The 12,294-nt window shown below is 69.0% G+C and carries 11 protein-coding genes; 2 read left to right on the forward strand and 9 right to left on the reverse strand.

Going from position 1 to position 12,294, the window contains the following annotated elements; all coding sequences use genetic code 11:
- Positions 1 to 143 precede the first annotated feature (143 nt).
- From ACEJ41_RS11105 to ACEJ41_RS11135, 7 genes are all read right to left on the reverse strand, one after another.
- Positions 144 to 500: a hypothetical protein gene (locus ACEJ41_RS11105; protein ID WP_374012333.1), complete on the reverse strand. Its 357-nt coding sequence runs from the start codon at positions 498 to 500 to the stop codon at positions 144 to 146.
- A 111-nt stretch (positions 501 to 611) separates the two neighbouring features.
- The gene (locus ACEJ41_RS11110) at positions 612 to 974 is read right to left on the reverse strand and encodes a hypothetical protein (protein WP_374012334.1); all 363 of its coding nucleotides are present in this window, start codon (positions 972 to 974) and stop codon (positions 612 to 614) included.
- A 303-nt stretch (positions 975 to 1,277) separates the two neighbouring features.
- Positions 1,278 to 2,354, reverse strand: a complete 1,077-nt coding sequence (locus ACEJ41_RS11115; RefSeq protein ID WP_374012335.1) for a 3-deoxy-7-phosphoheptulonate synthase — start codon at positions 2,352 to 2,354, stop codon at positions 1,278 to 1,280.
- Between the two features lie 386 nt (positions 2,355 to 2,740).
- Positions 2,741 to 4,861: a dihydrolipoyl dehydrogenase gene (lpdA, locus tag ACEJ41_RS11120; protein WP_374012336.1), complete on the reverse strand. Its 2,121-nt coding sequence runs from the start codon at positions 4,859 to 4,861 to the stop codon at positions 2,741 to 2,743.
- Positions 4,862 to 4,873: 12 nt separating this feature from the next.
- Complete coding sequence (aceF, locus tag ACEJ41_RS11125; RefSeq protein WP_374012337.1) at positions 4,874 to 6,277, reverse strand: dihydrolipoyllysine-residue acetyltransferase; 1,404 nt, start codon at positions 6,275 to 6,277, stop codon at positions 4,874 to 4,876.
- 219 nt (positions 6,278 to 6,496) lie between these two features.
- Entirely contained in the window at positions 6,497 to 7,258 is a 762-nt protein-coding gene (locus tag ACEJ41_RS11130) for a YiiX/YebB-like N1pC/P60 family cysteine hydrolase (RefSeq protein ID WP_374012338.1), read from the reverse strand.
- Between the two features lie 124 nt (positions 7,259 to 7,382).
- Positions 7,383 to 8,291, reverse strand: a complete 909-nt coding sequence (locus ACEJ41_RS11135; protein WP_374012339.1) for a DMT family transporter — start codon at positions 8,289 to 8,291, stop codon at positions 7,383 to 7,385.
- A gap of 115 nt (positions 8,292 to 8,406) precedes the next feature.
- On the opposite strand from ACEJ41_RS11135, the gene ACEJ41_RS11140 reads away from it, so the two are divergent.
- Entirely contained in the window at positions 8,407 to 8,889 is a 483-nt protein-coding gene (locus ACEJ41_RS11140; protein WP_374012340.1) for a YajQ family cyclic di-GMP-binding protein, read from the forward strand.
- 11 nt (positions 8,890 to 8,900) lie between these two features.
- On the forward strand, positions 8,901 to 9,485 hold the full coding sequence (locus ACEJ41_RS11145; protein ID WP_374012341.1) for a DUF1415 domain-containing protein: 585 nt from the start codon (positions 8,901 to 8,903) through the stop codon (positions 9,483 to 9,485).
- Between the two features lie 44 nt (positions 9,486 to 9,529).
- Here the strand turns inward: ACEJ41_RS11145 and ACEJ41_RS11150 are convergent, their stop codons facing one another.
- Together ACEJ41_RS11150 and ACEJ41_RS11155 are read right to left on the reverse strand one after the other, a co-directional pair.
- The gene (locus ACEJ41_RS11150; protein WP_374014129.1) at positions 9,530 to 10,027 is read right to left on the reverse strand and encodes a copper chaperone PCu(A)C; all 498 of its coding nucleotides are present in this window, start codon (positions 10,025 to 10,027) and stop codon (positions 9,530 to 9,532) included.
- Between the two features lie 72 nt (positions 10,028 to 10,099).
- Positions 10,100 to 12,184, reverse strand: coding sequence for a TonB-dependent receptor family protein (locus ACEJ41_RS11155; RefSeq protein WP_374012342.1), 2,085 nt, complete (start codon positions 12,182 to 12,184; stop codon positions 10,100 to 10,102).
- Positions 12,185 to 12,294: the final 110 nt, after the last annotated feature.

Below are 12,294 nucleotides of genomic sequence, written 5' to 3' on the forward strand. Positions count from 1 at the left end.
ACCTGTACCTGCCCCACTTCGCGCTTAGACTTCCCTCGACCCGGCATCTTTTGCCGCAGGCCCGCTGTGCAACAAGGCAACATGCGCAGGAACCCACCCTTACCGGCTCCGGGCTGACCCGCCAGAATGATCGCCTGGCATGTTCATCGGAATGCGTACTTGTTCGTCTCGAAGTAGTTCCAAAGCCCGTCCAGATCGAGCATTCCGCCTCCGGTGGATTTGGAACGCGCACGCCCCATCAGAAGTTTCTTTGCCTTCGCCAGCTCGATTGCTGTCACATCACCACTGGCCTCGGCCGCCTGGAGTTCGGCACGGGCCTCGGAGTAGAAGGTTTCCAGCCTGCCCTCGATTGCCCAGATGGCACCGTCAAATGGCATGAGATGGAAGATCTTCTTCGCGTACTCATCCAAGGCCTCTTTCAAGCGCTCGATATGCTCCGGATAGTCCTCGAGCATTTCGCGCAGCTTCTGCGGGACCGGCGGCGGTGGTGGAGAAGGCATGACATTCCTCTTGCATGGCCTACGGTCTCGGGCTGAACCTGCTTCCGGGGAGAACATCTTCCGCGAAAGCCCGGGCATGCGTTTCGAGATCGAGACGGGAGTCGGGATCTTTCATTCGCAGGCCTTCCGACTGCCCTCGAAATAATCACGAAAACCATCATCTTGACCAAGCCAGGCGTATTTGGAGCAGGCGCGAGACATCAATGTCCGCTTCGCCTTCGCCAGTTCGATTGCTGCCACATCACCACTGGCCTCGGCCGCCTGGAGTTCGGCGTGGGCCTCGGAGTAGAAGGCCTCCAGCCTGCCCTCGAGTGCCCAGATGGCACCGTCAAATGGCATGAGATGGAAGATCTTCTTCGCGTACTCATCCAGGGCCTCTTTCAAGCGCTCGATATGCTCCGGATAGTCCTCGAGCATCTCGCGCAGCTTCTGCGGGACCGGAGGCGGTGGCACAGCGGGCATGGAAGGCTCCATTTCACATGATCCTTGAAGCCTACTACCCGAAACAGTCCGGTGCCCGTTGAACGGTCAGGGCCTGTACCCGGCCTCCCCCGGAAAGCGCCCACAAAAAAGCCCGCTTGCAGCGAACTGCCAGCGGGCCTGCTCCCTCCCCCACGTCGGGATGCAGGGCCATCGTGAAGGACGTGTCAGCACCTTGCACGCTGCACTGCAAAACAACACCGGAGGGTTCAGTTTGGCGGTTATCACGCAACCCACCCGCCTGGCCGGACCGGTCATGCGTGGCCGGCGCGGCCGGCCCTGCTGTTCCGGGTCGGCTCAGGCAGCGACGCTGTCGCCGCCGCGGGCGCGGCGCTGGCGCACGGCCGCAGCCAGTTGCTCCAGCACCTTGGCCGAGGTCTCCCAGTCCAGGCAGCCATCGGTGATGCTCTGGCCGTAGACGCGCGCACTGCCGTCCACCAGGTCCTGGCGACCACCGACCAGGTGGCTTTCGATCATCACCCCGATGATCCGCCGGTCACCGCCGGCGACCTGGGCGGCAATGTCTTCCACCACGGCAGGCTGCCGGTCCGGGTCCTTGCCACTGTTGGCGTGGCTGGCATCGATCATCAATCGCGGCGCCACCCCTGCCTTGGCCAGCACTTCGCTGGCCGCCTGCACGCTGGCCGCATCGAAGTTGGGGGTCTTGCCGCCGCGCAGGATCACGTGGCCGTCGGGGTTGCCGGTGGTGGCCGCCACGGCCGAATGGCCATCCTTGGTGACGGCCAGGAAATGGTGCGGGTGGGAAGCGGCCATGGCCGCCTCGGCAGCCACGCGCACGTTGCCGTCGGTGCCGTTCTTGAAGCCCACCGGGCACGACAGGCCCGAGGCCATCTCGCGGTGGATCTGGCTCTCGGTGGTGCGTGCGCCGATCGCGCCCCATGCCACCAGGTCGGCCATGTACTGCGGCGAGATGGTGTCCAGGAACTCGCAGCCGGCGGGCAGGCCCAGCAGGTTGATGTCGCGCAGCAGCGCGCGGCCCAGGCGCAGGCCCTTGTTGATGTTGAAGCTGCCGTCCAGGTCCGGGTCGTTGATCAGCCCCTTCCAGCCCACCGTGGTGCGCGGCTTCTCGAAGTACACCCGCATCACGATTTCGAGCGCGTCGCCCAGGCTGTCGCGCAGGGGGCGCAGGCGCCGCGCGTAATCCATTGCCGCCACCGGGTCGTGGATCGAGCACGGGCCGATCACCACCGCCAGGCGGTCGTCCTGGCCGTGCAGGATGCGGTGCAACGCGCGCCGGGCATCGGCCACGGTTTCGGAAGCCTGCTCGGTGCAGGGCAACTCGGCGATCAACTGCGCCGGCGGTGCCAGTGCGTCGATGCGGCGGATGCGCAGGTCATCGGTATTGGGGGCCATGAGGGATGCTCCTTGGGCGTTGCGTTGTACGTGCTTCCCGCCGGAGACTGGCGAAAAAAAAACCGCCAGTGCGTCTGGCGGTTTTCAGGGGTGTGTTCCGGTGTTCGAACTTCAGAACGCGCGTACCCCTTCCTCCGCCGGTGGCTTCAGAAAGTAGAACCAGGAATAAAAAGGGGCGCGCTGCGTATTCACGAAGCCATTGATAACAGCCTGATTCCCGCGGCGCAACCGTTTCAGGGGCAACGTGGCCGGACCGCTGGCGCTTGCGGCCCCTGGCGGGGGGCCACAAACGGGGCACGGTTGCCGGCGGCCGCCATGCGCGACGCCTGCATGTGACCGGGCGCCGGGCCCCATGGCATCCATGGGGTGGCCGGCAAGACCGGCCCCTACTTCTTCTTCGGGATGTACAGGTCGGTGATGGTGCCTTCGTAGACCTCGGCCGCCATCGCCACCGTCTCGCCCAGGGTCGGGTGCGGGTGGATGGTGTGGCCGATGTCGCCGGCCTCGGCGCCCATCTCGATGGCCAGGGCCAGCTCGGAGATCAGGTCGCCGGCATGCACGCCGACGATGCCCGCGCCGATGATGCGGTGGGTGGCCTCGTCGAAGATCAGCTTGGTCGAGCCTTCGGTGCGGCCGATGCCGATTGCGCGGCCGCTGGCCGCCCACGGGAACTTGCCCACGCCGACCTTCAGGCCCTTGGCCTTGGCTTCGGTTTCGGTCACGCCGACCCAGGCGATCTCCGGGCTGGTGTAGGCCACCGACGGGATCACCCGCGCCACCCACTCCTTCTTTTCACCGGCAGCCACTTCGGCGGCCAGCTTGCCCTCATGGGTGGCCTTGTGCGCCAGCATCGGGTTACCGACGATGTCGCCGATGGCGAAGATGTGCGGCACGTTGGTGCGCATCTGCCGGTCGACAGCGATGAAGCCGCGGTCGCTGACCTGCACGCCGGCCTTCTCGGCGTCGATCTTCTTGCCGTTGGGCGCGCGGCCCACTGCCACCAGCACGCGATCCCAGGTGCCCGATTCCAGCGCCGGCTTCTGGCCTTCGGTGGCCGACTCGAAGGTCACCGTGATGCCCTTCTTCTCCGCCTTCACGCCGGCGGCCTTGGTCTTCAGGTGCACCTCGATGCCCTGCTTCTTCAGGCGGTCGGCCAGCGGCTTGACCAGGTCCTTGTCGGCACCCGGCATCAGCTGGTCCATGAACTCGACCACGGTGACCTTGGCGCCCAGGCCGCTGTACACGGTGGCCATTTCCAGGCCGATGATGCCGCCGCCGACGACCAGCAGGGACTTGGGCACTTCCGCCAGGTCCAGGGCGTCGGTGGAGTCCATCACCCGCTTGTCGTCCCACGGGAAGTTGGGCAGCTTCACCGCCTGCGAGCCCGCAGCAATAACGCACTGCTCGAAGCGCAGCAGCTGGGTCTTGCCGTCGTTGCCGGTGATCTCCAGCTCGTGCGGGGAGACGAACTTGCCCACGCCCTGCACCGTGCGCACCTTGCGCTGCCTGGCCATGCCGGCCAGGCCCTTGGTCAACTGGCCGACGACCTTTTCCTTGTAGCCGCGCAGCTTGTCCAGGTTGATCTTCGGCGCGGCGAACTCGATGCCGCACTCTTCGGCATGGGCGGCTTCCTCGATCACCGCGGCCGAGTGCAGCAGCGCCTTGGACGGGATGCAGCCGACGTTGAGGCAGACGCCGCCGAGGCTGGCGTAGCGCTCGATCAGGACAGTGTCCAGGCCCAGGTCGGCGGCGCGGAACGCGGCGGTGTAACCGCCGGGGCCGGAGCCGAGCACGACGATGCGGCATTCGATGTCGGCCGGCTTGCCGGTGCCCAGCGCGGGCTTGGGCGCGGGCGGCTCGGCCGGGGCGCGGTGCGAGGGAACCACGGGCGGCTTGTGCCCGGCCTCGGCGGCCGCACCGGCGCTTTCCAGCACCACCACCACGTCGCCCTCGGACAGCGAGTCACCCAGCTTGACCTTGACCTCCTTGACCACGCCATCGGCCGACGAAGGCACTTCCATCGTCGCCTTGTCCGATTCCAGCGTGACCAGGCCCTCGTCCTTCCTGACCGTGTCGCCGACCTTGACCAGCACTTCGATCACCGGCACGCCGCTGTAGTCGCCGATGTCGGGCACCTTGACCTCGACCCTGCCTGACGCCGACGCCGCTGCAGGCGCCGCTGCAGGCGCCGCACGCGCGGGAGCAGCAGCGGGTGCGGCGGCCGGAGCAGGTGCGGCGGCGGCCGGCGCGGAGGCAGGCGTGGCGCCTGCCACGTCCAGCACCACCACCACGCTGCCCTCGGACAGCGTGTCGCCCAGCTTGACCTTGATTTCCTTGACCACGCCGTCAACGGTGGACGGCACTTCCAGGGTGGCCTTGTCCGACTCCAGGGTCACCAGGCCCTGGTCCTTGCTCACCGTGTCGCCAACGGCGACCAGCACTTCGATCACCGGCACATCGGAGTAATCGCCGATATCCGGGACCTTCACCTCGATCGTGTTCGCCATGCCCGCGCCTCCTTACAGCAGCACCCGGCGCATGTCCGCGAGGACCTGTGCCAGGTAGCTGGTGAAGCGCGCGGCGGCGGCGCCGTCGATCACGCGGTGGTCGTAGCTCAGCGACAGCGGCAGGCTCAAGCGTGGCACGAACTGCTTGCCGTCCCACACCGGCTGCATCGAGGAGCGGGACACGCCCAGGATGGCCACTTCCGGCGCATTGATGATCGGGGTGAACGCGGTGCCGCCGATGCCGCCCAGCGAGCTGATCGAGAAGCAGCCGCCGCTCATGTCGGCCGGGCCGAGCTTGCCGTCGCGCGCCTTCTTGGCCAGCTCGCCCATTTCCTGGGCCACCTGCAGCACGCCCTTCTTGTCCACGTCGCGGATCACCGGCACCACCAGCCCGTTGGGCGTGTCGGCGGCAAAGCCCACATGGCAGTACTTCTTCAGGGTGAGGTTCTCGCCGCTGGCATCGAGCGAGGCGTTGAACTCGGGGAACTGCTTCAGCGCCGCGGCGCTGGCCTTGAGCAGGAACGCGAGCATGGTCAGCTTGATGCCCGACTTGCTCTTCTCCTGCTCCTTGTTGATCTGCACGCGCAGCGCTTCCAGCTCGGTGATGTCGGCCTGCTCGAACTGGGTAACGTGCGGGATCATCGCCCAGTTGCGCGCCAGGTTGGCACCGGAGATCTTCTTGATCCGCGACAGCGGCCGGGTCTCGACCTCGCCGAACTTGCTGAAATCCACCTTCGGCCAGGCCAGCAGGTTCAGGCCGTTGCCACCACCGGCCGAGGCACCCGCCGCGGCCGGCGCGCCGCCGGCCAGCGCGGCCTTGACGTAGCGCTGCACGTCCTCGCGGGTGATCCGGCCACCACGCTCGCTGCCCTTGACCTGGAACAGGTCCACGCCCAGCTCGCGCGCGAACAGGCGCACCGCCGGCGTTGCGTAGGGCACCTTGTCCGGCATCACGCCATCGGCGTTGAACTCCACCGGCGGGGTACGCGGGGCGGCTGCGCCCGCGGCAGGCTGCGCCGCTGCGTGGACGATCTCGCGCTGCGCCAGCTTGTCCGGCTGCGCGGCCACGGCCACCGGCTCGACCCGCTCACCGGTCTCGGCGGACTTCACCGGCGCTGCGGGCGCTGCTGCGGCCGGGGCCTTGGGCGGCTCGGCCTTGGCCGGCGCGCCGCCATCGGCAACTTCGATCAGCGCCACCACGCCGCCTTCGGACAGGGTGTCGCCCAGCTTGACCTTCAGCTCCTTGACCACGCCGGCGAACGGCGCGGGCACTTCCAGCGTGGCCTTGTCCGACTCCAGCGTGATCAGGCCCTGGTCCTGGCTGACGGTGTCGCCGACGGCGACCAGGATCTCGATGACGGGGACATCGCTGTAATCCCCGATGTCGGGGACGCGCGCTTCCTTGATTTCGGCCATGCCAGGCTCCGGCGTTCGTGCGTGGGTAAGAGAGTTCCCTATTGTGGTCTGTCCACGCCCCCCCGCCAACCTCTGCGCGCGCCGATGCGGCCGCGCGGGCATTGCCGCGCAACATGTTTCCAGCGTGACCATTCCCGGAAAGCCATGCGCCAGGGCGCGTTGCGGGTGTGCCCGCCGGGCCGGGGACCGCGCCGCAGCCGGCACATGGCGGCGTTCCAGTCAGGCCGGTTGCGGCACCGACGCCGGATCGGCCCACACCAGCGAGCGATAGTCGAAGCCGGCCTCCAGCCGCGGCTTGACCACCTGGAAGAATGGCGAGACATCGAAATCGCGCGGCGTGTACAGGCTGTGATGGCGGATGTGCAGGATTTCCTCGCGCATGCGCTGGCCGTGGGTGGTGCGCACGTCGAGCAGCTCGATTTCCGGCAGGATCGGGTAACGCACCGCCTCGAACGCCTGCGCCAGCAGGGTCGAACAGATCGCCCGGGTGGGTTCGCCGCTGCCAAGCGCCAGCATGCGCCGCTTCATCGGGTCCGGCAGCGGCGGCTGGCGCACCAGGTAGCGGGCCAGGTCGACGATGTTCTTGAGGTCGTAGCTGTGGCCCAGCCGGTCCAGCATGTGCCCGACCACCGCGTCGATCTCGGCCGCGCCCAGGCCCACCGGGCGGCAGATGCGCAGGTGCAGCCCGGCAAACTCCGCCAGCGGCACGGTGCGCACGCCGTCGTTGACGTCCACGTCGACGAACTGCGGCTCGGCTTCGTCTCCCGGGGTCCCCATGCACAGCGCCGCGTGCGACCAGGTCGACTGGGTCAGGTACTTGATCGCGCCGGCGAAGCGGCTGGTGCCTTCCACCAGCAGCACGTCGCCACGGCGCAGCGCCGCCACCACCAGTTCACGGCGGCTGCTCGGGCCGCGTCCGTACTCGGGCCGCGGCGTGGCCAGGAACCGCGCCAGCCGCCTGCCCACCAATCCCAACCCCATCGGCCCACTCCCCTTGACCTGGCACAAGGCTAACCCGGATGCAGCGCAGCGGCGATGCGCAGGCCACCGGCCTATGCCGAGGGCGGCTGCGAGGGCGGCTGCGGCGGTTGCACCCGGCCGCGGCTCAGGAGTGGTCGATCGGCGGCGTCCGCCCGGTGCCGACGGTGCGGTCCCGGCGCAGCAGGTACAGGCCGCTGGCCATGATGATGACCGCGCCGGCCCAGGTGAACGCGTCCGGCAGGCTGCGCCACAGCAGCCAGTCCCAGCAGATCACCCAGACCAGGCCGGTGTACTCCAGCGGCGCCACCAGCGAGGCATCACCGCGCATGAAGGCATGGGTCAGGGCCACCTGCCCGAACGCGCCGGCCAGGCCCATGCCCAGGATCAGCCCGGCATGCTCCCAGCGCAGCGGCATCCAGCCGGGGATTGCCGCCAGCCCGGCGCCCAGCACCATCAGTGCCAGGAACCAGACCACGATCGATTGCGGCGTGTCGCTGCGCGCCAGCAGGCTCACCGACACCGCCGCAAACGCGTATGCCGTGGCCGCCAGCAGCACCAGCAGCCCCGGCAGGGAGATGAAGCCGTCCACGCCCGGACGCAGCACCACGATCACGCCCAGCAGGCCGATCCCGATCGCGGTCCAGCGCCGCGGGCCCACCCGCTCGCCCAGCAGCGGCACCGACAGCGCCGCCACCAGCAGCGGTGCGACGAAGTAGATCGTGTAGGCGGTGGACAACGGCAGGTCCTGCAACGCGAACACGAAGCAGCCGATCATCACCAGCCCCAGCACGCCGCGCACCAGGTGCAGCCCCCAGCGCACCGGCAGCAGCGAGCGCGGGCCGGCGGTGGCCAGCACCCAGGCCAGCACGAACGGCAGCGAGGCGGCGCCGCGCAGCAGGGTCACCTGCAGCGGCGGATAGTGCGTCACCAGCAGCTTCAGGCCGGCGTCCATCACCGAGAAGCCGCCGATGGCCGCGACCATCCAGCCGGCGGCAACCAGCGGTGAACGATGCGGGGCGACGGCGGGCGGCATCGGCGCATTATCACTGCTGCGGGCTGCCGGGCCGCGCGCAGGCCTCCGGCCACGGCGGCGCACCCGTACAGGCCCGCAGGGCTAGAATGCGGGCTGCCTACTGCCGGAGCCCGCCATGCCCTCTTTCGACGTCATCTCCGAAGTCGACACCCATGAGCTGACCAATGCGGTCGACCAGGCCAGCCGCGAGCTGACCACCCGTTTCGACTTCAAGGGCGTGGACGCCAAATTCGCGCTGGAGGACAACGTGGTGTCGCAGTCCGCGCCCAGCGACTTCCAGCTCAAGCAGATGACCGACATCCTCAAGCAGCGGCTGACCGCGCGCAGCATCGACATCCGCTGCCTGGAGTTCGGCGACGTGGAGACCAACCTGGCCGGCGCGCGGCAGAAGGTCACCATCAAGCAGGGCATCGAGCGCGAGACGGCCAAGAAGATCCAGTCCGCGCTCAAGGACGCCAAGCTCAAGGTCGACAGCCAGATCAACGGCGACAAGCTGCGGGTCAACGGCAAGAAGCGCGACGACCTGCAGGACGCCATCGCGCTGCTGCGCAAGGCCGACTTCGGCATCCCGCTGCAGTTCGACAACTTCCGCGACTGAAGCCGGCCACGATGAACGAACCCCGCCACAACGGCGCGATCGACCCCGGCACGGACGCGGTGCTGGCCGCCACCCGGCGCTGGCTGGAACTGGCGGTAATCGGGCTGAACCTGTGTCCGTTCGCCAAGGCGGTGTACGTGAAGGACCAGGTGCGCATCGTGTCCACCGACACCACCAGCCCGGAGCAGCTGCTGGCGCAACTGGGCGAGGAGCTCCTGCACCTGCGCGACACCCCGGCCGAACAGACCGACACCACCTTGCTGGTGCACCCGCACGTGCTGCAGGACTTCCTGGACTACAACGACTTCCTGGACCAGGCCGACGCGCTGGTGGAAGCGCTGGAGCTGGACGGCGTGCTGCAGGTGGCAAGCTTCCACCCCGATTACCGCTTCGCCGACTCGGCGCCGGACGACATCGAGAACTACAGCAACCGCGCGCCCTGGCCGATCCTGCACCTGCTGCGCGAGGACAGCGTGGGCCGGGCGGTGGACGCCTACCCGGACGCGGACGTCATCGTCGAACGCAACTACGCCACCCTGCGCCAGCTGGGCCACGACGGCTGGCGCCGGCTGTTTGAAGGCGGCAGCAGCAGCTAGCGGCCGGGCGCGCGCAACCGCCGGCAACGCGGGCCGCGGGGCGCTCAGTGATGCGCGTGGCCGGCCTCCGCCCCGGTGGCGGCCAGGGCCCTGACCTCGAACTCCACCGGCACCCGGCCGGCATGCTCGAACACCAGCGTGGTCGCCACCCGGGCGCCCTCTTCGAACGCGACCTGCGGGCCGATGAACATCAGGTGGTAGCCGCCCGGCTCCAGCACCACGGTCTGGCCGGCGGGCACCGGCAGGCCGGCGTCCATCTGCCGCATCTGGGCCACGTCGCCCTCGTGGCGCACCTCGTGGATCTCCACCCGCTGCGCCGCGTCCGTTTCCACCGCAAGCAGGCGCTCATCGGCGGTGCCGCGGTTGCGCAAGGTCACGAAGCCGCCGGCCACCGGTGCGCCCGGCGGCGTGGCCCGCGACCAGGCCACCGATATTTCCATGTCGCCGGCACGCTGGTGGTCGTGCCGGGCGCAGCCGGCCACGACAACAATGGCCAGCAGGGCGGTGAACATCATCTTCTTCATCGCGTGGTACTCCTTCATGTTCAAGCAGGTTGCGCGGGCGCGATGCCCGCGCGATGGATGGCATGCCCGGCATCGGCGCCGGGCGCGCCTTCAGAACCGGATGCGTGCGCCCAGGTACAGCGAACGCGGTTCGCCGGCATGCAGCAGTGCATCGCCGATGCCGGCACGGTCGCGCACGGTGAGCATGCCTACATGGCGCGCATCGCGCAGGTTGCGCAGCTCGCCGAACACGCTCCAGCGCGCACGCTCCATGCCCACCCGCAGCCCCAGCAGGTGATGCGCGCGCACGCGGTAGGTGTTGGCGAAATCGGCATGGCGCGCACCGACCAGGTCGAAGGTCGGGCCGGCGAACAGTCCATCGGCATGCCGGTACATCAGCTCGCCGCGGATGGCGTAGCGGGGCGCGGCGGGCAGGTCGTTGTCACCGTACACCGCATCGCCATCGAACGAGAACGCGTTCCAGCTGGCGCTGACCTGTGGCTCGATCCGGTGGATGCCGCCGCCGAACGGCAGGCTGGCCCCGGCCAGTGCCTCGACCCCCGCATGCACGGTGCGGTCGATGTTGGCCGACAGGCTTGTACGCGGCGCGGCCGGATCCTCGACCGACAGGATCTCGTCACCGATGCGTGCGTAGTACGCCGCCACGTCCCAATGCCATGACCCCTCGCCCGCCAGTTGCATGCGGCCACGCGTGCCCACCTCGACCACCGCGCCATGCATGGCATCCAGGGCAATGCCGTCGCCGCGCACGTCATCCTCCAGCTCGAAACTGGTGGGCGCCTCGTACAGGCGGCTGACGCTGGCGAACAGTTCGCTGGACGGCGCCAGTGCCCGGATCACCCCCAGCCGCGGGTTGATCGCGCTGTAGTCGGCGCGCACGCGCGACGCCGCGCCGCTTGCCGCATCGACGCTTGCCGCATCGACGCTGCGCACGTCGCGCGTGGCGGCCACCGCCTGCGCACCATAGACCAGGGTCCAGCCGGGCGCGAACGTCCAACGGTCCACCACGAACACTTCGGCACTACCGGCGTGCCTGTCGGCGAAGGTACTGCGGCCATTGCGGCGGCCGCCATCGTTGCGGAAGTTGCCGCCCTGCTCGCGGGTGTCGGCCAGGTTGATCCCGGCCAGCAGGTCGTGGTCGCCGCTGCGGCGCTGGTAGCGGAGCATGCCTCCCCAGGTGCGCTGGTCGGCCTGGCGCAGCAGGCTGAACACCTCGACCGGCTGCAGCGGGCCGGGCCCGTCGAAATCGACCATCACCTTGTCCACGATCGGGTGGTAGAGCGCTTGGTCCTCCCAGGACAGGCCCACCTCAAGGCGGCTGCGCGCATCGATCTGCCAACTGGCCTTGGCGGCCAGCCGGCTGCTGCGCACGTTCAACTGGTAGTGGCCGCTCACCGCCGCCGGTTGCGCCTGGTAGGGGTCGGCATCGAACTGGGCGCGGGTCAGCGGCCCGGCCAGTTCCTCGTCGTTGTCCACGTGGCTGGCATACACGCGCAGGCCGAATGCCGCCGTGGGTTGCCAGCCCAGGTTGGCATGCATGCCGGCACGTTGCTGCCGCGCATGCTCGCGGTAGCCGTCGCGTTGGCGGGCCTCGAGGCTGACCTGGCCGTCGAGCGTGGCGGACACGCCGCCGGCAGTGAGTCGCCCGGCGCGCAGCCCGTGGCTGCCGGCGTCCAGCGACAGTTCGCCCGGCGCGCTGTTGCGCGCGGTCGGCGCGATGAAGTCGATTGCCCCGCCCAGGGTGCTGGCGCCGTAGGTCAGCGCATTGGCGCCGCGGGCCACCACCGCATGGCGGGCCGCCAGCGGATCCAGGAAGCGGTTGTGGTTGTTGCCGTCGGCGGTGGTAACCGGCAGGCCGTCCTGGAACAGCTTGATGCCGTTGCCGTCGTAGCCTGTCGCGTCCAGGTTGGAGCCACGGCTGGAAATGAAGACCGCATCGCCACCGGTGCCGCTGCTGGCCCACACGCCGGGCACGTAACGCAGTGCATCGGCCATGTTGGTGACGTTGCGCGCATCGAAGTCGCGGCCATCCACCACGGTCACGCCGCCGGGCGTGAGCGACTGCTCGGCCCGCAACGCAGCCCCGTCACCCTGCACCTGCACCGCGTCCAGGGTGGCCGGATCGGCAAGCATGTCCTCGGCACCTGCGGCAGGCGCGGCCAGGGCCACGGCCATTGCCGGCGCGAAGGCCACGGTGCGCAGGCTTGCGTGCCACGCCCGCCACCGGCGCGGCGTGCGCACGTGCACGGCCGCGCCGCACGGAATGTTCGCATCTACGAGAGGCA

The organism is Pseudoxanthomonas koreensis (genome assembly GCF_041890415.1).
Lineage (GTDB): Bacteria > Pseudomonadota > Gammaproteobacteria > Xanthomonadales > Xanthomonadaceae > Pseudoxanthomonas > Pseudoxanthomonas koreensis_A.